We start from the raw sequence: 21,291 nt of genomic DNA, 5'->3' as shown, positions 1-21,291 counted from the left end.
GGACGGGGAGCCCGGGCCTTCGCCGGGGGCAGCCCGGGCACCCGACCCGGAGGACCCCGAGGGTTCCTCTTCCGGGAGCCCGTAGGCTTCTGATAGGTAAGCCCCCCTTTGCTCCATTCCGGAGACCAGGAGCCACCCACATGGCCAACAGCAAGAGCAAGCACCGCCGCGTGCAGATGAAGATCCGTCAGCACTGGAAGAAGCGGATCAAGAAGCAGAAGGAAGCCGCCAAGGCCGCCGCCGCCGAAGGCAAGAAGAAGTAGTTCGTCTTCCCTGGCGCCGCTCCCGGCGGCCCTGGCGTCACTGCCGGGTCGCCGTGAAGGGGCGCGCCAGGTTGCATCTGAGGGCGCTGGTCCCCTGGATGCGTGAGAATTGGCCGGTGAAGTTCCCGGACAGGCTGCCGCCCGGGCCGCCGTCCTCGGGTCCTCCGGTGTGGGTCGCGGTGATGCTGAAGAAGGTGCTCACCCCGCCGTCGCCGCTGGGCAGCGGCATGCCGGTCAGGGTCAGATCGCCGGTCGCGTACACCTGACCCGTCAGCATCACCCCCGCCAGTGAGCCCGTGAGCATGCCGCCCTCGGTGCGCTGGATGGCCAGCAGCTCGCCGTCCGCCAGGGGCTGGACGTTCAGGTTCACGCACTCGCTGGGCAGGCCCGCGTCCCCTGTGAACGTCAGGGGATAGGAGCCCTCCACGGCGGGACAGTCGTCCGCGCAGGCCACGCTCTGGCTCTCGTCGCAGCCGGCCGGCCCGAGCATCAGGAAGGTGCTGGACACCACGGCGGTGGCGACGGCTGCCAGGGGAACGAAACGTCCAGAAGTCATGGATGGCCTCTTGGTGAAGGGAGGAGCGGACTTCCTGGTGGGAATAACCATTCCTACGTTGCGTGCAGTCGTTCTGGGGGACGGGGTGGGGCGGTGACGGCGGGCGATTCGAAGCGGTGGTCCAATTTCATCTTCGCGGGGCTGTTCGCGCTCGCGCTGATTCTCTTTTCACGCATCTTGCTGCCGTTCCTGATGCCGGTGCTGCTGGGCGGCTTCCTGGTCGTCCTGTTCATGCCCATCCAGGACTCCTTGGACCGGCGGCTCCAGGGCCGCAAGTCCCTGGCGGCCGGACTGTCCACCCTCGCGGTGTTCCTGCTCATCCTCGCCCCCCTGGCGCTGGTGGGCTGGATGGTGGCCCGCGAGGTGCTCCAGTTCGTGGGCCAGGCGCAGGACCTGTTGGATCAGGTGGACCTGCGCCACCACTTCCTCAACAGCCTGCCCCGGGGCCTGTCCCGCTACGTGCACTTCGATCCGGAGAGCTCGGAGACGGAGCGCCTGCTGATGACGGCGGTGTCGGGCGGCGCGGGGCTGCTCGCGGACCTGGTGGGCGCCGGCACGGAGCTGCTCGTCAACATGTTCCTGATGACGGTGGCCATGTACTACTTCTTCCTGGACGGCCGTCGTCTGGTGAACGAGGTGGCCCGGCTGATTCCCCTGGAGCGCCGCTACTTCGACGCCTTCTCCCACGAGTTCACGGACGTCGCGTACGCCATCATCTACGGCAACACCGTCACCGCGCTGGTCCAGGGCGCGGTGGGCTTCGTGGGGCTGCTCATCGCGGGCGTGCCGCACGCCGGGGTGTGGGGCGCGGCCATGGTGCTGGTGGCGCTGGTGCCGGTGGGCGGCACCGCGCTCGTGTGGGGGCCCATCGGCGTCATCCTCATCGCGGCCAACCGGGTGAGCGAGGGCGTGTTCCTGCTCGCGTGGGGCACGTTCCTGGTGGGCAGCATCGACAACGTCATCCGCCCCCGGCTGTGCGGCTCGCGCATGGCGCTGCACCCGCTGCTCGTCTTCTTGTCCATGTTCGGCGGGCTGGCGGTGTTCGGGATGATGGGTCTGCTGGTGGGGCCGCTCATCGCATCCATCTTCATGGCCATGGTGCGCATCTACCGGCGCGACTTCCTGGGTCGTGCTCAGGAATCCCAGCCTGCTCCCGTGGTGTCCCAGGATTCCTCGCCTTCGCTCACCCCGCAGCCCGCGCCAGTGTCCTCCACGGCCAGCGTGGGTCACGTGATGAACGCCTGAGCCCCGAGCCTGGACTTCGCCCCGGCCCTGGGTGAACCTGCCCGGAGCATGACGACCACCCGAAGCGCGAGGGTCCTCTCGGGACTGCCGCGGACCCTGGCCCTCGTCGGAGCCCTGTCGGCTCCGGCCGCGGCGGCCTCCGACGTCCTGACGCCGCCGGCCTTCCATGGCACCCGGGAGTCCCCGGCGTGGCTGTCGCTGCGGCTGGGCAACGGGCCGTCGGGCAAGGCGCAGGCGAAAGCAGAGCCGGAGGTGGGCGCGCCCACCTGGGTGCGGCTCAACCTGTCCCTGACGGCAACGTGGCGGCGCTACTGCGCGCGGCCCGGCGTGGACAGCTGCGGCGCGTACGACAGGCTGCCGGAAGAGGATCAGCTCGGGGACACGTCGGACTTCAAGTCGTCGTATCCGTACCTGGGGCTGGCGCTGGAGGCGGAGGTGCTGCCGCTGGCGCATCGCCCCACGTCGGTGCTGCGCGGGCTGGGGTTCCTGTTGGCGGCGCAGCGGGGCTTCTCCAGCTCCGACGTGACGCTCACCGGGGACGGCGGTCAGACGCCGGTGCGCGAGGTGGACGCCACGGACACGGCCTTCACCGCCCAGGCGATGTACCGCTTCTATTTCCGCTTCGGCACGACGCGGCCGCAGCAGGGCTACGTGGGCGCGCGCGCCGGCATCCAGACGCGCGCGTTCGACGTGGAGGCGTCCGCGGACAACCCGCTGACCGGCACGCACCGCGTGTTCCCGTCCGTGGCGTTGGACCTGTCCGTGCCGCTGTTCAGCTCGGTGCGGCTGGACGCGTCGGGCGGGCTCTTCTTGTCCCCGAAGCCGGGGCACTCGCCGGACGCGGACGGGGGACGGCGTGCGCTGGAGGTCCGCGACTACGGCACGTCCGTGTCCAGCTTCGGCTGGAGCGCGGAGCTGGGAGTGACCGGGGACATCTGGGGTCCGTTCGGCTACGACGTGGCCTGGCGGCTGGCGCACTTCAAGGACCGCTTCTCCGGGCCCGGCACGCTCACGGGTTGGAACAATGGTGGAGCGGCCGAGGAGACGTACTCCAGCCTGCACGCCGGCCTGATCGCGACGTACTGACGTTGACGCTGTCGGACGTGCGACATCGCCCTGAAGCGCGGGTGTCGGCACTCCCGCACGATGACTACCCCTTGCCTCCACGGCCTGTCAGGGGCCGGTGACGCAAGGGGGACGCTTCTCGGTGCGAACAAGGCAATGGTGGGCGCGGGGACTGGCGGGGCTGGCGTGCCTTGCTCTGGTGGCGTGCGGCGGGGGAGATGCCACGACCGGTGCTCCTCCCGACCCGGGCTACAGCGACGCGGAAGGGCTGCCACGGCCCGACGCGGGCACGGTGGATGGCGGCACCTGGCCTTCGTCCGACGCGGGCACGGATCCACAGTCCGACGCGGGCACCGGGACGCCGGACGCGGGAGCAGGGGACGCGGGCACGGCCCCGCAGGCCTGCGCGCCCACGGCGGGTGATACGCGCTGGGTGCTGGAGGGCGAGTCCTTCACCGCGCAGGTGACGTGCGCGACGGGTCTCAAGGAGGCCGGGCTGCGCTTCGGGGTGAAGAACCTGCCCGCGGGTGCCACGTTCGACGAGTCCACCGCCACGCTGCGCTGGACGCCCGCGATGAACCAGGGCGCGGTGTGGATGCTCACGCTGGAGGAGCGCACCACCGGCGAGACGGGCACGCTCAAGGTGGGCGTGGCCAACAACGACAACGCGCCGGGCAAGGTCGACATCGTCGATCCCGTGGCCTACACGGAGGAGTACGGGCTGCCCGTGGTGCACCTGTTCTTCGGGAAGGATGGCCTGACGTCCGGCGGCTACCGGCCCGCGGAGGTGGTGTACCGGGGCCACCGCTACACCATCGAGGCGAAGTTCCGCGGGGCCACGTCCAGCGTGTTCCCCAAGCGCAGCATGACGTTCAAGTTCGCGGAGGACGACCTGTTCTCCGAGCCCGTCTTCGGCGACGGCTTCAAGGACCGCAAGCGCGTGGTGCTGATCACCACGTTCAATGACAACTCCTACCTGCGCTCGCGGCTGGCGTTCGACCTGTGGCACCGGCTGTCCCCGAACGCCGTGCGCATCCGCACCTTCAGCGTGGTGGTGTACGCGAACAACAAGTACCGCGGGCTCTACACGGCGGCGGACCACGCGGACAAGCGGCTGATGGAGTGGAACGGCATCGACGATGATTCGGACCTCTTCAAGGCCGACACCGCGGACGCCAACTTCTCCCGCCTGAAGCGCAACGGGCAGACGAAGGAGTACCTCCACTTCGGCTTCGAGAAGTCCGAGGGCACGCCGCCGGGCAACTTCAGCACGCTGCACGACTTCGTCGCGTGGGTGGCGGACTCCAGCAACGACCGCTTCCGCCAGGAGTTCGGCACGAAGCTGAAGGCGCGCGACTACGAGGACTGGTGGATCTTCAATACGCTCATCCAGGGCAATGACTCGCAGGCGAAGAACGCCTATCACGCGTACGACCCGAAGGCCGGCGGCCCCTGGCGCTACATCCCGTGGGACCTGGACGCGAGCTTCGGGCAGAACTACGACACCACGCGCACCAGCGCCACGGCGCGGCCCACCTACGCGTCGGACAACCTGCTCTTCAAGCGGATGCTGGCCGAGCCTGGCATCGCGGGCCCCATGCGTGAGCGCTACCGGCAGGCCTTGAAGAACGAGGTGAGCGAAGCCGCGGTGCAGGCGATGATCGACGGCTACGTGCGGGAGCTGGGGCCCAATGCGCAGCGCGACGAGGCGCGGTGGGCCACGGAGTACCGGAACTTCGCGAAGCCGCCCACGGGGAACGAGGAGTACGAGACGGGCTACGGCAACTTCCCGGAGTGGCACCTGCGTCAGGACTTCAAGACCCACGCGGAGGAGGTCGAGTACATCCGGCAGTGGGTGCACAAGCGCTGGGGCGCGTTCCAGTCACAGCTGCCGTGAGGTTGGCGGCGCGGCGGGGGGAGGACCTCGCCGCGCCCACCGGGACTACCACTGCGCAGGGTCGGCGTCGGCGAACGTCGTGCCGGCGGCGATTTCGTCAATCCAGATGCTGCGGGTGCCTTGGGTGCCCTGCATGTACCCGCTGTCGTGCCAGCCATTGGCGTAGAGGCCGACGCGGAACTGGAGGTACCGGTCATCCGCCACGGTGGTGGCCAGGTTGAACTGCTCCAGGACCTTCACGCCGTCGAACCACAGCTTGATGAAGCCGGTGTTGTCGCTGGTCCACTTCACCTGCATGACGACCTTGTGCCACTCGCCGGCGGTGACGGTGGCCAGGTTGCGGAAGGTGGTGGTCTTCTGGTCGCAGACGGTGCCGTACTTCACCCGGGTCGTGAGCTGGTTGCCGGACAGCCACACCATGGTGGTGGGCATGTGGCCATCGCAGCCCGTGTCGGAGAAGTTCGCGATGAACTGGGCGATGTTGAAGGACTGCGGCTGGAACTGCCAGTCCTGCTGCAGCCGGAACATGAAGCCATAGAAGCCCGTGTCGCCCCGGCGGTACACGTTGTGCTTCACGACCTCCGAGTGGTAGCGCTCGGTGTAGTTCGGGTCGTAGACCTGCGTGGCCTTGATGGCGGTGGAGCCCTCGTAGACGACGTTGGTCACTTCCTTCAGCGAACCGTTGTGCTCCAGGTTGAGCGAGTTCCAGCCCGTGAGGGTTCCGGTGTTGCGGAAGATCTCCGCCGCCTGCGCGCCCAACCCCAGCGCGAACAGCGACACGCCAGCGGCGACGGCGAAATGCTTGGACCGCATTGAAAAGCCTCCACTGAAAATTTACGGCTTTGTTGCTATTTCTAGTTTTTCTAGCTTAGCAGGTTCGTGCCTCGTTTGTCTTGTTGGAGTGAAGCTTCCCTTCCAGGAGGCTCCATGACGGCGATGCGCCGGCTGTTGATGTGGTGCGTGGGGGGATGTTGTTCTCCGCGCAGGCGGCCCTGGCGGCACAGGGGGAGACCGTGGCCCGTCCTCAGTGGACGGTGCCGGGGATGAGCTTCGGGGAAGGCAACTGGAAGGTCCGCATTCATGAGCGGCTCCAGGAGCGCGGTTTCAAGTCGCTCACCGCGCCAATCCACCCCAGCCGGGCTGGCGTCCCCTCGGTCCTGATGACGAGTTCCTCCTCACGTTGCTCCCTGACGAGGAAGCCTGAGCCACCGCCTCAAGTGGGTGGCGAAAGGCTCCCAGCCCGGTTAGCTTCCGCGTCGCGTGCGGCGGCCCCGGGGTGGGGCTTCCGAGCCCGGACGAGGTGCGCCGTACCCGGTCACGACAAGACGACGCCTTCACGGGAGTCGTGCGTCATGTCGTCGTCGTGGATCCTCCTCATCATCGCTGGCCTGCTCGAAGTCTGCTGGACGCTGGGCCTCAAGTACACGCAGGGCTTCACCCGGCCGCTTTCCAGCGTGCTCACGGTGGGGGCCATCATCGCGAGCATGGGCCTCCTGGGCATCGCGGTGAAGCAGCTCCCCATCGGCACGGCCTACGCGGTCTGGGTGGGCATCGGCGCGGCCGGTGCGGCCATCGCGGGCATGGTGCTCTTCCATGAGCCCGCCACGCCCTCGCGCCTGTTCTTCCTGGTGCTGATGATCGTCGCCATCATCGGGCTGAAGGTCACCAGCGGAACGCACTGACCTCACGACCGTAGGGGAGTGAACCCTCCTCGCGGATGGGTTTCCGGAAGGCGCATCCCAGGAGCACAGGATGCGCCCCGGTTCCCATCACGCGAGGTGACGGTAATGAGCGACGCGAAGTTCGAGCTGTACTACTGGCCCGGCATTCCCGGCCGGGGCGAGTTCGTGCGACTGGTGCTGGAGGAGGCGGGCGCGGACTGGGTGGACGTGGGCCTCCTGCCCGAAGCCCAGGGCGGCGGGGTCAAGGCTGTCTCCGCCATGATTTCCAAGGGCCCCGTGCCCGCGTACGCGCCGCCCGTGCTCAAGGTGGGCGACGTCGTCTTCTCCCAGGCGCCCAACATCTGCTCGTACCTGGGTGAGCGCTTCGGCCTGGTCCCCTCGGACGAAGCCTCACGTCTCCACGCCCGCCAATTCCAGCTCACCGTCGCGGACGCGGTCGCGGAAGCCCATGACACGCACCACCCGCTCGCCGTGATGAAGTACTACGACGAGCAGAAGGACGCCGCGAAGCAGCGCGCCGAGGACTTCCGCACCCAGCGCATCCCGAAGTTCCTGGGCTACTTCGAGCGCGTGCTGAAGGCGAACACGCAGGGCGGTGGGAAGTACCTCCTGGGCCGCGACTTCTCCTATCCGGAGCTGGCGCTGTACCAGCTGGTGGAAGGCCTGCTGTATGCCTTTCCCAATGCCATGCGCCGCGTCGCCCCGGACGTGCCCGGCGTGATGGCCCTGCGTCAGCGCGTCTCGGAGCGTCCCCTCATCGCCGCGTACAAGCAGTCCAAGCGCGCCCAGCCCTTCAACAAGCAGGGCATCTTCCGGCACTACCCGGAGCTGGACGACCCGAACGCGACGAAGTGACCCTGGGGCACCTCGACGATCTCCCGGGCGAAGAACAGGTCCTCGCCCAGGCCGGCCACGCGCACCTGGATGAGCGGGTCGCTCGGGTACTGCATGGGCGGATCGTCGAACACCAGCGCCACGACGACGCCCACGCGGCCCAGGAAGCGCTCCGACACGGAGTCCTCCGCTTCGGTGCGGACGATCATCACCGCCGCGCCCATGCGCACCGGCGCGCCGTCCACGTCTTCCGTCAAGATGATCGAGGGATCGTGCTTCATGGTGCGTAGGTCCGGGGTTTGAGTCGTTTCGACAGCGCCCAGGTCGTGAGCGTCAACAACGCCCATGCCCCCAGGTGATAGGTGGCCACATGGCCGGGGCCCTGCTCACACGCCAGCTCGCCCACGACCGCGCCCACCGTCCCCACCGCGAGTCCCGCCACCGCCGCGCGCAGCGGGTCGAACGCCGCCGACCGCAACGCCACCAGCGCGACAACCAAAGGCACCAGCGCCAGCGCCACGTGGCTCACCGTGCACACCCACTCGGGGAGGGTGGAAGGGCCCCGCGGGGCGGACCGCGTCAGCACCAACAGCGCGGAGCTCACCAGCGCCATGCCCACGCCCACCTGGCGCAGCCCGCGTCCGCGCGGGGACAGCGCCCCCCAGGAGCACACCGCGCTCGTGGACAGCAGCATCGCCAGCAAGGGCGCGCGGCCCATCAGCATCGAACCCGTGGTGCGCCCCAGCGCCAGGAACACGCCCATCACCGCGAGCGCCATGCCCGCGGACGCCGCGAACAGCCCCACCGCCTGCGAACGCCACCCCCGCACCGGCCGCTTCAGGGCCAGCTCCGCGCGCGATGCCGCCAGCGCGCGCTCCATCGCCTTCGGATCCAGGCGGGGCGGGGTGGACCGCCATGGGTCGTTCGGAGAGCTCATGACACGTCCTCCAGTCCGCCCAAGAGCTCACGCAGCTTCTCGTAGCCCCGGTGCGCCCGGAGCCGGGCCGCGCCCGCGCGGATGCCGCGCATCTCGGCGATCTCCTCGAAGGACCAGCCCTCCATCTTGCTCAGCACCACCGCCTCGCGCTGCTCCACGGGCAACTGCTGGAGGGCGTCCTCGATGCGCCGGCGCATGGCCGGGTCCCCATCCGGCGCGGGCACCGACGTGGGCCCGTCCTGGGGCGCGTGCGCGTGCGCGTCCACGTGCTGCTGATGCCGCAGCGCGTCCCGGGCCGCGTTCGCCGCGATGGTGAGCAGCCAGGGGGTGAAGCGCGTGCCCCGCTCGTAGCGGCCCCGGGCGCGGATGACGGACAGGAAGGTCGTCTGCATGAGGTCCTCCGCCAGCGGTCCGTCCCTCACCATGCGAGCAAGGAAGCCATGCACACGCCCGGCGTGCCGGGCGAACAGCGCCTCGAACGCCGGCTCGTCTCCCTGGCGGAACTGGTCCATGAGCACTTCGTCCGTGACGCCTTCCATCGTCTGGCTCACGGACGGCCCTGCCCGGAAATCGTTTCCAAGGGCGGCCGATTGCCTCCTTGGGCGCTCCAAAGCCTTGAAACGACAAGCGTTGGACGTGACATCGCCAGAGGGCTCGCTTCCAGGACCCGAAAGGGTAGTGTCGCGCGCCTTACCGGTTTCAACGCGTTTCCCCAATTCGAGCGTCCATGTCCCCGGCCGAGGTCGTCATCCAGTCCACGCTGTTCGAATCGCTGCTGCGATGCGTGCGGTTGGACAACGCGTTGCGCGAGCGGATGGCGGCGGCGGGCTATGACCCGGACAGGCCCAGGGCCAGCTATCCCGCGTCGGTGTTCCTGCGCTGCCAGAACCTGGTGCTGCAGGCCGCGTACGCGGGCCGGCCTCGCGAGGAGGCCCTGCGGCAGATGGGCCGGGACCTGGTGCGCGGCTACTTCGAGACGCTGGTGGGCAAGGTGGTGAACGTGGCCCTGAAGGTCGCGGGTCCGGAGCGCGCGATGAAGCGGGTGGCGCTGAGCTTCCGCTCCGTGATGGAGCCGGTGGAGATCACCTCCACGGAGCTGGGCCCCAAGGACTGGCGGGTGACGTTCCAGGGCTACCCCTTCCCGGCGGAGGCCGCGGCGGGATGTTGCGAGGAGGCCCTGCGCCAGGCCGGGGCCGCCGAGCCCAGCGCTGTCCTGGAGTCCGATGACGGCCATGGCCGCTTCGAGCTGCGCATGCGCTGGTAGGACGTCCGTGTGCACGCCGTAACGGTGATCATCATCCTTCCACCGCGACATGACTGAATGCGCTATGAGGGCCCCATGAAAATCGGCAAGGACAGTGTTGTCGCCATTGACTACAAGCTGCACCTCGGCGACGGGAAGATCGTGGACGAGAGCGAGGCGGGCGAGCCGCTCGTCTACCTGCACGGCTACGAGGAGATCGTCCCCGGCCTGGAGAAGGCGCTGGAGGGCAAGTCCGCGGGCGAGTCGCTGAAGACGGTCGTCTCCGCGGCGGACGGCTACGGCGACTACGATCCGGAAGGCGTCGAGGAGGTCCCCCGGACCGAGTTCCCCGAGGACCTGGAGATCAAGGCCGGCGGCATCCTGAGCGCCACGGATCCGGAGGGCGACGAGGTCGACTTCCTGGTGAAGGAAGTGCGCAAGGACACGGTGCTGGTGGACTTCAACCACCCGTTCGCCGGCAAGGAGCTGCACTTCGAGGTCAGCATCAAGGAAGTGCGCGCCGCCACGCCCGAGGAACTCGAGCACGGCCACGCGCACGGCCCTGACGACGGCCACGATCACTGACCAGCGGGGCCCTTCGGCCGGCCCTTGCCGTGCGTCCGGGCATGCCGCCCGGGCGCCGCGCCTTCGGGCCGCTTGGAGCGTCCATGGTCGGCCTGGGGCGGTCCCGGGTCGCGCTGCTTCGCCGCGAATGCCTCCATCTCCCGCTTGAAGATGGGGTCCCTGCGCGGCACCTCCGTGCGGGGAAGCTCCTGGCGGATGATGCGCTCGATGTCCTGGAGCGTGCGCCGCTCCACCTCCAGCGCGAACAACGACGCCCGCCCACTGGCCGCCGCGCGAGCGGTGCGGCCAATGCGGTGCACGTAGTCCTCCGGTCCGTGCGGCACGTCCAGGCTGATGACGTGGCCAATGTCATCCACGTCCAGTCCGCGCGCCGCCAGGTCGGTGGCCACGAGGCAGCGGTACTGCCCCCGGCGGAAGCCCTCCAACGCCTGACGCCGCTGGGCCTGGGTGCGGCCCGCGTGCAGGGCGGCGGACTTGTGGCCCGCGGCGGCGAGCAGCTCCTTCATCTTGTCCGCGCGCTGCTGGGTGCGCACGAACACGAGCGCGCTGGCCTGATCCTGTGAGAGCAGGGTGAGGAGCAGGGGCCACTTCTCCTCGGGCTTCACGATGTAGAGGTGCTGTTCGGCGCGCGGCGCGGGCGTGCCGCTGGGCGTCACCTCCACGCGCACGGGCTTGTGCAGGGCGCGCTGGCCGAAGCGCGTCACGTCCGCGCCCAGGGTGGCGGAGAACAGCAGCGTCTGGCGCTCGCGGGGCAGCGCGTGGAGGATCTGGTTGATCTGCGGCAGGAAGCCCATGTCGAGCATCCGGTCCGCCTCATCCAGCACCAGGGTCTGGATGCGATGGAGGTTCACGGCCTTCACGCCCAGCAGGTCCACGAGCCGGCCCGGCGTGGCGACGATGAGGGTGGGGCGCTCGCGCAGCGCATCCACCTGCGCGTTCATGTCCTCGCCGCCGACGATGAGGACGGGCAGGACGCCCAGGGGCTCACCGAAGAAGCGGGCCTGCTCCTCCACCTGCTGCGCCAATTCGCGCGTGGGGGTGAGGATGAGGCCCCGCGTGCCCTTCTCGCCCGCGAAGCGCTCAATCATGGGGAGCAGGTAGGCGGCCGTCTTGCCGGTGCCGGTGGCCGCGCAGCCGATGACGTCGCGGCCGGAAAGCGCGGGCGGGATGGCCTGCGCCTGGATGGGCGTGGGGGTACCGAAGCGGGCACGCTTCACCGCGCCCAGCGTTTCGGGGGACAGGCCCAGGGACTTGAAGGAAGCAGTCATGCCCCCACGCCTCCCACGTTTCGGGCCAGGGAGGGAAGGGGATTGAGGGGTTGGGGCGCCCCGGGCCGTGGAAGCCCGGGGCGCGCCAGGGGCTGTTTTCAGCCCGCGTTCAGCGCGGTTCCATGGTGGCGCAGGTGGTCTTCCATGAACGTGGAGACGAAGTAGTAGCCGTGGTCGTACCCCTCCTGCATGCGCAGGGTGAGGGGCTGGCCCGCCGCCTCGCAGGCTTCCTTGAGGAAGTGCGGGTGCAGCTGGTCCGGCAGGAACTTGTCCTTCGTCCCCTGGTCCACGAGCAGCGCCGGCACGCGCCGGCCGGCCTTCAGGAGCTCCGTGGCGTCGTACTCGCGCCACGTCGCCTCATCCGGCCCCAGGTAGCCGCCAAAGGCCTTCTTGCCCCAGGGGCTGCGGATGGGCGCGCCAATGGGAGCGAACGCGGACACGGACTTGTACCGGCCCGGGTTGCGCAGCGCCGTCACCAGCGCGCCGTGCCCGCCCATCGAGTGCCCGAAGATGCCCTCGCGGTCCATGCGCGCGGGGAAGTGCGCGCCGATGATGCCGGGCAGCTCCTGCGTGATGTACGTGCCCATGCGGTAGCGCGCCTTCCACGGCTCCTGGGTGGCGTCCAGGTAGAAGCCCGCGCCGGTGCCGAAGTCCCAGTCCGCGTCCTCGCCGGGGATGCCCGCGCCGCGAGGACTGGTGTCCGGCGCCACGAGCATCAGCCCCAGCTCCGCCGCCACGCGCTGCGCGCCGCCCTTGATGACGAACGTCTCCTCCGTGCAGGTGAGGCCCGCCAGGTAGTACAGCACGGGCACCTTGCCGTGCTTCGCCTGGGGCGGGGTGTAGACGCTGAAGCGCATCTCACCGCCGCAGGCTTCCGACGGGTGCTTCCAGAAGGATTGCGCCCCCCCGAAGCACGCGTGCTCGCTGACGAGCGTGGGCGTCACGGCGCTCATCCGTACTTCACCACGCTGCGGATGGACTTGCCCTCGTGCATCAGGTCGAAGCCGTGGTTGATCTCCTCCAGCTTCAGCGTGTGGGTGATCAGCGGGTCGACCTGGATCTTCCCGTCCATGTACCAGTCGACAATCTTCGGCACGTCCGTGCGGCCCCGGGCGCCGCCGAACGCGCTGCCCTTCCACACGCGGCCGGTGACGAGCTGGAACGGGCGGGTGCTGATCTCCTGCCCCGCGCCCGCCACGCCGATGATGATGCTCTCGCCCCAGCCGCGGTGGCAGCACTCCAGCGCCTGGCGCATCGTCTTCACGTTGCCAATGCACTCGAAGCTGTAGTCCGCGCCGCCGCCGGTGAGGTTGACCAGGTAGGGGACGAGGTCGCCTTCCACTTCCTTCGGGTTCACGAAGTGCGTCATCCCGAACTTCTCCGCGATCTCCTTGCGAGCGGGGTTCAGGTCCACGCCGACGATCATGTCCGCGCCGACCATGCGCGCGGCCTGCACGACGTTCAGGCCGATGCCGCCCAGGCCGAAGACGACGACCTTCGCGCCGGCCTCCACCTTCGCGGTGTAGACGACGGCGCCCACGCCCGTGGTGACGCCGCAGCCGATGTAGCAGACCTTGTCGAAGGGGGCGTCCTCGCGGATCTTCGCCACGGCGATCTCCGGCAGCACCGTGAAGTTCGCGAACGTGGAGCAGCCCATGTAGTGGTGGATGGCCTGCTTGCCCAGGCGGAAGCGGCTGGTGCCGTCCGGCATCAGGCCCTTGCCCTGCGTGGCGCGGATGGCCGTGCACAGGTTCGTCTTCTGAGACAGGCACGACTTACAGCCGCGGCACTCCGGCGTGTAGAGCGGGATGACGTGGTCGCCCTTCTTCACGCTGGTGACGCCCGGGCCCACGTCCACGACGATGCCCGCGCCCTCGTGGCCGAAGATGGCGGGGAACAGGCCCTCCGGGTCCGCGCCGGAGCGGGTGAACTCGTCGGTGTGGCACAGGCCGGTGGCCTTCAGCTCGATCAGCACCTCGCCCGCCTTGGGGCCCTCCAGGTGCACGGTTTCGATGCTCAGGGGCTTGCCGGCCTCGAAGGCGACGGCGGCGCGGACGTCCATGGTGGGGCTCCTGTCAGTGGGGAACGAAGACTCCCCACTGTAGAGGCCACGCACCGCGTCGTCCGTGAAAAGAAGCGGCCCAACCCCTCAGGGCCCGCTACTAGACGGAGATCAGGCCCTTGCGGATGCCCTCGGTGACGGCTTCCACGCGGTTCGTCACTTCGAGTTTCCGGTAGATGTGCTCCAGGTGCGTGCGGATGGTCGCCTTGGAGAGCGACAGCAGCCGGGCCGCCTCGCTGTTGGACACGCCCTTGGCGATGAGCTGGAGGATTTCGCGCTCGCGGTCCGACAGGGGCTTGAGCAGCGGTTCGTGCGCGGAAGAGTCCTCGGCGGAAGTGGCGGACTCCGCGGCGGACGGCGCCACGGCCAGGGGCTCCGTGGGCACGGGCGCGGTGTCCGGCTCCACGCGGAAGTGGCGCAACAGCCGGCGCGCGAGGTTCGGCTGGATGACAGTGCCGCCCGCGCGCACCTCCTTGATGGCCTCCACGATCTTGTCCACCGTGGCGCCCTTGAGCAGGTAGCCGGACGCGCCCGCCTTCACGGCTTCGAGGACTTTGTCCTCCTCGTCGAAGATGGTGAAGATCAGGATCTCCACCTTCGGGAAGCGCGCCTTCACCTCGCGCGTCACGTCGATGCCGCTCATGCGCGGCAGCCCCAGGTCCAGGAGCAGCACGTCCGGCTGCTCGCGCTCCACCTCCACCAGCGCGGCCTCGCCCGACAGCGCGGTGCCCACGATGTCGATGTCCGGGTGGCCCTCGAAGAGGCGCAGCTGGTTCTTCAAAATCTTGGTCTGGTCCTCCACGACGAACACGCGGATGGGGAGGGCGGCGGCATTCGGGGTCGGGTCCACGGGGCGGATCTCCGGTGCGTGTCAGGCGGAAAGACAGGGAAGGGAGAAGGCCACCTGGGCCCCGGCGCCGGGCGCCGAGTCCACCACGATGGACCCCCCGAGCTTCATGGCCCGCTCACGCATGTTGAGCAGGCCGTAGTGTCCGCGCGGCGTGCGGCCCGGGTCGAAGCCCTTGCCGTTGTCGCGGACCACCAGGTGCACGCCCTCCGCGCTGAAGTCCAGGCGCACCTGGACCTCCTTCGCCTCGGCGTGCTTCGCGGCGTTGGACAGACACTCCTGGAGGATGCGGAACAGCGCCAGCTGCGCGTCCGGGGGCAGCTTGCGCGTCAGGCCCGTGCGCTCGAAGCGGATGGCCTGCCCGGTGCGGTCGCGGAACGTCTTGACGTAGTCCTCCAGGCCCTGCGCCAGCTCGAAGTCGTCGCGCATCATCCGCAGGTTGCGGCGCAGCTCTTCAATCGACTCCTCCGCGGTGGCCTTCATCTCGCGGATCTCCGTGCGCAGCCCGTCCTCGCGCGCGAGGTTCAGGATGTACTCCGCCTGGATGATCATCGAGGACAGGGACGCGCCCAGGCCGTCATGGATTTCGCGCGCCAGCCGGTTGCGCTCCTCCACCACCGCCAGCTCCTTCAGGTCGCCCTGCAGGGACACCACCTCGCGGTGCGCGGTGGCCTCGCGCTCGTTCAGGTACACGAGCACGTAGACGATGATGAAGTTGAGCCCCAGGTACCAGAGCAGCGTGAGCAGCTCCACCGCCGTCACGGAGCGGTTGAGCAGCAGGTCCAGGCGCGTGGTGATGGGCAGCGCCAGGAGCGGCGGCAGGATGGCCAGCGGCTTGGGGAAGAGGATGGCGAAGAGCGTGGTGAAGAGCAGCTGCGTCGCCAGGAGCGGGCTTTGAAGACCGCCGCCCACCTGCGGCCGGGCGATGAGCACCACGGTGATCAGCAGGTCGAAGCACAGCGACAGGTACGTCACCCACCGGCCCGCCTTCGGGTGGTCGATGACGAGCAGGTTCGCGACGCTGTAGAGGAGCATCGCGAAGTAGCCCAGGAAGGAGATGGGCCCGTTGAAGCCGAAGTAGCCGCTCCACGCGGGCACCGCGAGGATGAGCAGGCCCAACGTGAGGAACATCATCCGCGCGTAGAACAGCGCGCGGGCCCGGGCGACGAAGCGGTCCTGCTCCCAGGAGGCCGCCGCCTGCTCCGCGGACACGTTGTCCGTGAGGTTGCGGCGCTCCAGCACGGCGCGGACGCGGGCCTTCAGGTCATGGGCCGGGTGGTCGTCGCCGGGTCGGGGGTCGCTGTCCATTCGAGCGGCAGCTTACGGGACCTTCCGGGGGAGCGGAATTCCCGGCAAGCCGCCAGGTCAGCATCCTGGCGGGTGCGGAAGGGGGAAGCGGGCTACTTGGGGGCGCCTTCGTCCACGCACGCCTTCTTGGCCTCGGGCTGGCGCTCCAGGACGAAGTCCAGGCGGTCCTTCGACTCTCCCGTGCGCTCGTCGAACAGGGGCGTGCCGCCCGCGTACATGGTGCCCTTCTGGCTGCCGTACTTGTCCAGGTTGTGGGACTTGAGCCAGCCGTCCACGCAGGCCTCCAGGGCCAGCCGGTCGCTGGCGCCCGAGTCGTAGCTCACGGCGCTCGCGTCCTTCGTGCCGGCCTCGGCGGTGGCCTCCGGGGGAGCGGCCTCGCGGCTCGACTGGAGCTCTTCCTTGACGGTGCCGGTCTGCGTGGCCGCGTCGGGGCTCTCCCCGGTGTTCTTGTGGCAGCCGACAGCCAGGGACAGCAGGGTGGAAAACACGAGCGCGCCGGTCAGGTTTTTCATATGTCCTGGCAGGTGAGGGCCGCTGGTGAAGGCGGCGGGTAGGGAAGGCTTCGGGAGCGTCCCGAGGCTTTGAAGCTGGGACGTGGACTCGCCGCACCATATTCGTTCGTACCTCGCGGAGCACCAGCCCCATGCACGGTTCCCCGGATACCGACCATCACGCACGCATTCCCCACGCCACCCGCATCGAGCGCGCGCGCGTGCTGGTGGTGGGAGCGGGCGGCCTGGGCTGTCCGGCGTCGCTCGCGCTGGCGCAGGGCGGTGTGGGCCACCTGACGCTGGTGGATCCGGACCGGGTGGACGTGACGAACCTGCCCCGGCAGCTCTGGCACCGCACCCAGGACGTGGGCCGCTTCAAGGCGGAGTCCGCCGCCGCCGGCCTCCTGCGCGCCTTCCCCGGCCTGAGCGTGGAGGCCCTGCCGGAGCGGCTGGACGCGGGCAACGCCGAAGCGCTCTTCCGCGAGCACGACCTGGTGGTGGACGCCACCGACGGCGTCGCGACCAAGTTCTTCCTGTCGGACGTGGCGGTGCTCACCGGCGTGCCGCTCGTGTACGGCGGCGTGCTGCGCATGAATGGGCAGGCCCTGCGAATCGACCCCGGCGGCCCGTGCCTGCGCTGCCTCTATGAGGACGTGCCGCCTCCGGACGCGGTGCCCACCTGCGCGCAGGCGGGCGTGCTGGGCGCGATGGCGGGGCTCATCGGCGCGGTGCAGGCGCTGCTCGCGCTGGAGTTGCTGGCGGGCGCGGCCACGGGCCCCCGGGGACAGGCCACGCTGCACGTGCTCGACGGCGAGACGCTGGAGGGGCGCACCGTGAAGGTGACGCGCGCGCCCGACTGCCCGGGGTGCAACATCCAGACGCTGCCCCCGTTCCCTTCGTCCCAGGAGGACACCGCATGCCCGACGTGACGGCGACGTTGGACATCACCCGCGAGGTGTGTCCGATGACCTACGTGCGCACCAAGCTGAAGCTGGAGTCGCTGCCCCCTGACACGCTGCTGGAGGTGCTGCTCAAGGGCGACGAGCCCTTGAAGAACGTGCCCCGCAGCGCGAAGGACGAGGGCCACGACGTGGTGTCCTTGGACGCACGTGGGGACGGCACGCACCGGTTGATCATCCGCAAGCGGGGGAAATGAGCACATGGCCACGATTCGCATTCCGACACCCATGAGGACGCTGACGGGCAACAAGTCCGAGGTCCAGGCCACCGGCGCCACCGTGGGCGAGGTGCTGCGCGACCTGGAAGCGCGCTATCCCGGCATGGGCGCGCGCCTCTTCGACGACAAGGGTGGCGTGCGCCGGTACGTGAACGTCTTCCTCAACGACGAGGACGTGCGCGCGCTCAAGGCCCTGGAGACGCCCGTGAAGGACGCGGACCGCATCACCCTCATCCCCGCCATGGCGGGAGGCTGAAGAGAGGGCCGCATGGCGCTGCGCGAGGATCAGATTCTCCGCTACTCCCGGCAGATCCTCCTGAGGGACGTGGGCGGGCGCGGGCAGGAGGCCCTGCTGGCGGGCGGCGCGCGCGTGGACGGGCTGGGCGCGTCCGGCCTCACGGCCACGGCGTACCTGGCGGGCGGCGGCACCCCGGTGACGGGCGTGGGCTCGCTGACCATGGGGCCCTGGTCGCCGGGGTTCCTCGCGTCCGCGCACGACGTGGGCCAGCCCGTGGCGGAGGTGCTGGCGCGCGTGGTGCCGGAGGTGAACCCGGACGCGGTGGGCACGCCCGGCGGCGGGCTGCTCGCGGAGCTGCCGGCGGCATGGAGCGGAGAGGCCCCCTGGGTCGCCCTGGGCGGCGACGGCGCGCGCGGCGCGGTGGTGTTCCGGGGCGCGGACGGGTGCGTCTGGTGCTTCGGTGAGACGGTGCGCCACCTGGGCACGCCGCCGGATGGAGCCATGGGCGTGGCCCTGGGGGCCCTGGGCGCGCTCGTCTTCCAGCGGCTGCGGCTGGGCCTGGGCCCGTCGCTGGGCGGCCGGTGGCTGAGCGCCCCGGGCGCGATGACGGAGCTGGAGCTCCGCCGGTGCTCGCGCTGCGCCGCGGCGGAAGCGAAGCCCTGATCCCGCCGGAGGTCCTCGCCCAGATGATCCGCCACCTGGAGGCCGCGTGGCCCCAGGAAGGCTGCGGCGTGATCCTCAGGAGCGGGGCGGGGGAGGGTGGCTCCTGGCGGGTCATCCCGCTGCCCAACGTCTCTCCCACGCCGCACGTCGCCTACGCCTTCGCGCCGGAGGCGTGGCTCCAGGTGTGCCTGGACGCGGACGCGCGCCAGGAGGAGGTGGCCTGCGTCTTCCACTCGCACGTGGACGCGCCCGCGGTGTTCTCCGCGGAAGATCGACGCCAGGCTGCTCCCTCGGGAATCCCACTGCTGCCCCAGGTGTCGTACGTGGTGGTTGCCATACGCGGAGGCTGTGCCGCCTCCGCCTCGCGGTCTGTTTGGAGTGCAGGGGATTTTCAGACTGTTCCGCTTGCATTGGCGGATTTCAGGTTTGAAAAACCCGTGTAAGGGCGGGAACTTGCCCTGCAGCCGACCCCACCTGCGGAAAGGTGGGTCCGAATTGTCAAGTCACTGGGTTTTCGTCTATAAAGCGGTGGTCTATTGGATCTGCCGCGTCCCACGCCGCGTGCAAGAAGCGCTCCGGACGCAGGGAGTTAGAACCCTTATGGCCACCAACACTGGATTCACCCTCTGGCTCACCGGCATGTCCGGAACCGGGAAGACCACCACGGCCGCCTATATCGCGGCCCGGCTCCGCCAGGTCGGACGCAACGTGGAGGTCCTCGACGAGGGCGAACTCCAGAACGACCTGTGGGCCGGCATTGGCGACACCAAGGACGAGCGCAACATGGTCGTGCGCCGCCTGGGCTTCGTCGCCGGCCTGCTGGCCCGCAACGGCACGGCCGTGCTCGTCCCCTGCGTGAGCCCCTACAAGTCGAGCCGCGAGGAAGTGCGCCGCTCGGTGGGCAAGTACGTGGAGGTCTACGTGGACTGCCCCACGGAGAAGCTCATCGAGCGCGACACCACGGGCAAGTACAAGAAGGCGCTCAACGGGGAGATCCCCAACTTCATCGGCATCACGGAGCCGTACGAGCCGCCCACCTCCCCTGAGGTGACCATCTACTCCGACACGGAGTCGGTGGAGGACGGCGGGACGAAGATCTTCCAGGCGCTGCTGGACCTGGGCCTGATGTCCACGGACGAGCTGAAGACCATCACCGGGAAGAAGATGAAGGCCAACCCGCTGCCGCCGAAGAAGGCGCGCCGCGACGAAGAGGACCCGCCGGCCCGCGTCGCCGCCGTGAAGGCCGCCAAGGCCCCCAAGGCGGACAAGGGGTCCAAGGGCGCCAAGGCGCGTCCGGCCACCCGTGCCGCCCGCGTGGGCAAGCCGGCCCCGGCCGCGAAGAAGAAGGCCGCCAAGGGCAAGGCCCGGTAGTCCCCACCGCAGTCCTGACTGTCGAAGGGCTCCAGGTTGCCCGCGCGATGCGCGTGCAATCCGGGGCCCTTCCGTTTTAGGAGTTCCCCCATGCTGAGCCCCGAGCGTATTGAAGCCCTGTGTGAAGCGTCCCGCCCCAAGCTGGAGGCGATGCGCACCGCCCTGCGCGCCCATGGCAGCGCGCTGGTGGCGTTCTCCGGCGGCGTGGACTCCACCTTCGTCCTCGCGATCGCGGCGGAAGTGCTGGGCGAGCGCGCCCTGGCGCTCACCGCGCTGTCCGCCTCCGTCGCCCCGGAGGAGGAGCGCGAGGCCCGCGAGCTGGCGGACCGGCTGGGCGCCCGGCACGTCGTCGTCTCCAGCAACGAGCTGGCGAACCCCAGCTACGCCGCCAACCCCACCAACCGCTGCTACTTCTGCAAGACGGAGCTGTACGACCTCTGCGAGGCGAAGCGCGCGGAGCTGGGCCTCGCCGTGGTGCTGGACGGCTTCAACGCGGACGACTTCAAGGATCACCGCCCCGGCCACAAGGCCGCGAAGGAGCACCAGGTGAGCTCGCCCCTGGCCCAGGCGGGGCTCACCAAGGATGAGATCCGCGCGTGGAGCCGCAAGCTGGGGCTGCCCACCTGGGACAAGCCGCAGATGGCGTGTCTGGCGTCGCGCATCCCCTATGGCACGTCCGTGACGCGCGACCGGCTCCTGCAGATCGCCGCCGCGGAGTCGGAGCTGCGCGCGCTGGACTTCAAGCAGTTCCGCGTCCGCTACCACCAGGACGTGGCGCGCATCGAGCTGGCCAGCGAGGAGTACCCGCGCTTCTTCGAGGCCGGCATCCGCGAGCGGATCAACGGCGCCTTCAAGTCCCTGGGCTTCAAGTTCGTGGCCCTGGATCTGGAGCCGTTCCGCTCCGGCCGCCTCAACGAGGCCGCCGGCATCGCCCCCGCGGCCGGGGCAGGGCAGGGCAAGGCCGAGGGCTTCAAGCTCCCGGTGGTGGGGTGAGGGGTTTCCTGATCGCGCTGCCCCTGTTGCTGGCCACCCCCGCTGGCGCCGTGGAGTACCTGGACGACAGTCCCTACGCGCGCCGGCGCTCGCTGATCCTCACGGTGGGGCCCGGGGCCACGTACTCCGAACGGATCAGCGAGGAGGCCGCCGTGTCCGGGCTCGCCGGACAGCTGGACCTGGGGGCCGCGATCACCGTGGGCTACGAGGGAGATGAGGTGTTCCTCCTCGCGCGCGGCAGCACCGGCCGCCCGGGGGAGGAGCTGGCGCTGATCACCGGCTACCGCAGCATGTTTGGATCCGAGTCCTGGCGGACCTTCTTTGATCTCGGCGTTTCCGTGCGTCCGATTTCTGGGCCGTGGCTGGGGCCTCGCATAGGGTTCGGCGCCAGACACACCCTCTCGGATCATTTCGCGCTGTACGGCGGGCTCGGCTTCACGTTCGGGTTCGGCTCCGGACTGCGCGCGGACACCGAGCTCTTCACCGGGTTGCAGTGGATCATCCCGGTGGGTTCGGCCTCGTAGGTTGTTTTCTTGAGGTTGTCCGACATTGTGAGAGGGTGTGTG

The 21,291-nt window shown here is 69.5% G+C and carries 27 protein-coding genes and 1 riboswitch; of the genes, 16 read left to right on the top strand and 11 right to left on the bottom strand.

The window, feature by feature from the left end:
* The first annotated feature begins 140 nt into the window (after positions 1-140).
* Positions 141-263, top strand: a complete 123-nt coding sequence (locus D7V80_RS01500; protein WP_014396669.1) for a hypothetical protein — start codon at positions 141-143, stop codon at positions 261-263.
* 37 nt (positions 264-300) lie between these two features.
* Here the strand turns inward: D7V80_RS01500 and D7V80_RS01495 are convergent, their stop codons facing one another.
* Positions 301-819 (bottom strand): hypothetical protein, encoded by a 519-nt coding sequence (locus tag D7V80_RS01495; RefSeq protein WP_147446957.1) that lies wholly within the window; start codon positions 817-819, stop codon positions 301-303.
* Positions 820-912: 93 nt separating this feature from the next.
* Here D7V80_RS01495 and D7V80_RS01490 point away from each other — a divergent pair, with 93 nt between their 5' ends.
* From D7V80_RS01490 to D7V80_RS01480, 3 genes are all read left to right on the top strand, one after another.
* Positions 913-2,064 carry an AI-2E family transporter gene (locus D7V80_RS01490; protein ID WP_014396671.1) on the top strand — a complete coding sequence of 384 codons (1,152 nt, stop codon included), beginning with the start codon at positions 913-915 and terminating at the stop codon, positions 2,062-2,064.
* A 48-nt stretch (positions 2,065-2,112) separates the two neighbouring features.
* On the top strand, positions 2,113-3,150 hold the full coding sequence (locus D7V80_RS01485; protein WP_120586464.1) for a hypothetical protein: 1,038 nt from the start codon (positions 2,113-2,115) through the stop codon (positions 3,148-3,150).
* A gap of 121 nt (positions 3,151-3,271) precedes the next feature.
* On the top strand, positions 3,272-5,026 hold the full coding sequence (locus tag D7V80_RS01480; RefSeq protein WP_120586471.1) for a CotH kinase family protein: 1,755 nt from the start codon (positions 3,272-3,274) through the stop codon (positions 5,024-5,026).
* A gap of 45 nt (positions 5,027-5,071) precedes the next feature.
* On the opposite strand, the gene D7V80_RS01475 is transcribed toward D7V80_RS01480, so the two are convergent.
* Positions 5,072-5,839, bottom strand: coding sequence for a polysaccharide lyase (locus D7V80_RS01475; protein WP_120586463.1), 768 nt, complete (start codon positions 5,837-5,839; stop codon positions 5,072-5,074).
* Positions 5,840-6,291: 452 nt separating this feature from the next.
* A riboswitch (guanidine-III (ykkC-III) riboswitch) is annotated at positions 6,292-6,361 on the top strand.
* Between the two features lie 17 nt (positions 6,362-6,378).
* On the opposite strand from D7V80_RS01475, the gene sugE reads away from it, so the two are divergent.
* Both sugE and D7V80_RS01460 read left to right on the top strand, forming a co-directional pair.
* Positions 6,379-6,708 (top strand): quaternary ammonium compound efflux SMR transporter SugE, encoded by a 330-nt coding sequence (gene sugE / locus D7V80_RS01465; RefSeq protein ID WP_120586462.1) that lies wholly within the window; start codon positions 6,379-6,381, stop codon positions 6,706-6,708.
* Between the two features lie 105 nt (positions 6,709-6,813).
* Positions 6,814-7,563, top strand: a complete 750-nt coding sequence (locus D7V80_RS01460) for a glutathione S-transferase (RefSeq protein WP_120586461.1) — start codon at positions 6,814-6,816, stop codon at positions 7,561-7,563.
* Here D7V80_RS01460 and D7V80_RS01455 read toward each other — a convergent pair.
* The 3 genes from D7V80_RS01455 to D7V80_RS01445 are packed head-to-tail and all read right to left on the bottom strand — an operon-like array spanning position 7,527 to position 9,018.
* A complete protein-coding gene (locus tag D7V80_RS01455) occupies positions 7,527-7,823 on the bottom strand; it encodes a Carotenogenesis protein CarS (RefSeq protein WP_120586460.1) in 297 nt (98 codons plus the stop codon). The genes D7V80_RS01460 and D7V80_RS01455 overlap by 37 nt on opposite strands.
* Complete coding sequence (locus D7V80_RS01450) at positions 7,820-8,479, bottom strand: NrsF family protein (RefSeq protein ID WP_120586459.1); 660 nt, start codon at positions 8,477-8,479, stop codon at positions 7,820-7,822. Before D7V80_RS01450 ends, D7V80_RS01455 begins: the two co-directional genes overlap by 4 nt.
* Positions 8,476-9,018, bottom strand: coding sequence for an RNA polymerase sigma factor (locus D7V80_RS01445; protein WP_014396684.1), 543 nt, complete (start codon positions 9,016-9,018; stop codon positions 8,476-8,478). The genes D7V80_RS01450 and D7V80_RS01445 overlap by 4 nt, the downstream gene beginning before the upstream one ends.
* A gap of 188 nt (positions 9,019-9,206) precedes the next feature.
* Between D7V80_RS01445 and D7V80_RS01440 the strand changes: the two genes are divergently transcribed.
* Complete coding sequence (locus D7V80_RS01440) at positions 9,207-9,743, top strand: DUF2378 family protein (protein ID WP_120586458.1); 537 nt, start codon at positions 9,207-9,209, stop codon at positions 9,741-9,743.
* A gap of 75 nt (positions 9,744-9,818) precedes the next feature.
* Positions 9,819-10,307 (top strand): peptidylprolyl isomerase, encoded by a 489-nt coding sequence (locus D7V80_RS01435; RefSeq protein WP_120586457.1) that lies wholly within the window; start codon positions 9,819-9,821, stop codon positions 10,305-10,307.
* Here D7V80_RS01435 and D7V80_RS01430 read toward each other — a convergent pair.
* The 6 genes from D7V80_RS01430 to D7V80_RS01405 all read right to left on the bottom strand — a co-directional run bounded on the left by D7V80_RS01430 (position 10,301) and on the right by D7V80_RS01405 (position 16,304).
* A complete protein-coding gene (locus D7V80_RS01430) occupies positions 10,301-11,575 on the bottom strand; it encodes a DEAD/DEAH box helicase (protein WP_120586456.1) in 1,275 nt (424 codons plus the stop codon). The two genes, D7V80_RS01435 and D7V80_RS01430, sit on opposite strands and share 7 nt — an antisense overlap.
* Before the next feature lie 98 nt (positions 11,576-11,673).
* Positions 11,674-12,528 (bottom strand): S-formylglutathione hydrolase, encoded by an 855-nt coding sequence (fghA, locus tag D7V80_RS01425; RefSeq protein WP_120586455.1) that lies wholly within the window; start codon positions 12,526-12,528, stop codon positions 11,674-11,676.
* Positions 12,525-13,637 carry an S-(hydroxymethyl)glutathione dehydrogenase/class III alcohol dehydrogenase gene (locus D7V80_RS01420; RefSeq protein WP_014396689.1) on the bottom strand — a complete coding sequence of 371 codons (1,113 nt, stop codon included), beginning with the start codon at positions 13,635-13,637 and terminating at the stop codon, positions 12,525-12,527. Before D7V80_RS01420 ends, fghA begins: the two co-directional genes overlap by 4 nt.
* A gap of 100 nt (positions 13,638-13,737) precedes the next feature.
* On the bottom strand, positions 13,738-14,487 hold the full coding sequence (locus D7V80_RS01415) for a response regulator transcription factor (RefSeq protein ID WP_120586454.1): 750 nt from the start codon (positions 14,485-14,487) through the stop codon (positions 13,738-13,740).
* 21 nt (positions 14,488-14,508) lie between these two features.
* Entirely contained in the window at positions 14,509-15,792 is a 1,284-nt protein-coding gene (locus tag D7V80_RS01410) for a sensor histidine kinase (protein ID WP_120563001.1), read from the bottom strand.
* Between the two features lie 92 nt (positions 15,793-15,884).
* Positions 15,885-16,304 carry a hypothetical protein gene (locus D7V80_RS01405; RefSeq protein ID WP_120586453.1) on the bottom strand — a complete coding sequence of 140 codons (420 nt, stop codon included), beginning with the start codon at positions 16,302-16,304 and terminating at the stop codon, positions 15,885-15,887.
* A 131-nt stretch (positions 16,305-16,435) separates the two neighbouring features.
* On the opposite strand from D7V80_RS01405, the gene D7V80_RS01400 reads away from it, so the two are divergent.
* From D7V80_RS01400 to D7V80_RS01365, 8 genes are all read left to right on the top strand, one after another.
* Positions 16,436-17,212, top strand: a complete 777-nt coding sequence (locus D7V80_RS01400; protein WP_120586452.1) for a HesA/MoeB/ThiF family protein — start codon at positions 16,436-16,438, stop codon at positions 17,210-17,212.
* On the top strand, positions 17,200-17,439 hold the full coding sequence (locus D7V80_RS01395; protein WP_120586451.1) for a sulfurtransferase TusA family protein: 240 nt from the start codon (positions 17,200-17,202) through the stop codon (positions 17,437-17,439). The genes D7V80_RS01400 and D7V80_RS01395 overlap by 13 nt, the downstream gene beginning before the upstream one ends.
* Positions 17,440-17,443: 4 nt before the next feature.
* A complete protein-coding gene (locus D7V80_RS01390) occupies positions 17,444-17,716 on the top strand; it encodes a ubiquitin-like small modifier protein 1 (protein ID WP_014396695.1) in 273 nt (90 codons plus the stop codon).
* 12 nt (positions 17,717-17,728) lie between these two features.
* On the top strand, positions 17,729-18,361 hold the full coding sequence (locus tag D7V80_RS01385) for a ThiF family adenylyltransferase (protein ID WP_014396696.1): 633 nt from the start codon (positions 17,729-17,731) through the stop codon (positions 18,359-18,361).
* Positions 18,362-18,384: 23 nt separating this feature from the next.
* Entirely contained in the window at positions 18,385-18,804 is a 420-nt protein-coding gene (locus D7V80_RS01380) for a Mov34/MPN/PAD-1 family protein (RefSeq protein WP_233585063.1), read from the top strand.
* A gap of 157 nt (positions 18,805-18,961) precedes the next feature.
* Complete coding sequence (gene cysC, locus D7V80_RS01375) at positions 18,962-19,732, top strand: adenylyl-sulfate kinase (protein WP_120586449.1); 771 nt, start codon at positions 18,962-18,964, stop codon at positions 19,730-19,732.
* A 90-nt stretch (positions 19,733-19,822) separates the two neighbouring features.
* Entirely contained in the window at positions 19,823-20,725 is a 903-nt protein-coding gene (gene larE / locus D7V80_RS01370) for an ATP-dependent sacrificial sulfur transferase LarE (RefSeq protein WP_120586448.1), read from the top strand.
* A complete protein-coding gene (locus tag D7V80_RS01365) occupies positions 20,722-21,249 on the top strand; it encodes a hypothetical protein (protein ID WP_120586447.1) in 528 nt (175 codons plus the stop codon). The genes larE and D7V80_RS01365 overlap by 4 nt, the downstream gene beginning before the upstream one ends.
* The last annotated feature ends 42 nt before the right edge of the window (positions 21,250-21,291 follow it).

The organism is Corallococcus sp. CA054B, from assembly GCF_003611625.1.
In the GTDB taxonomy this organism is placed as follows: Bacteria; Myxococcota; Myxococcia; order Myxococcales; family Myxococcaceae; genus Corallococcus; species Corallococcus coralloides.
This window is presented reverse-complemented; position numbering and strand designations above follow the sequence as displayed.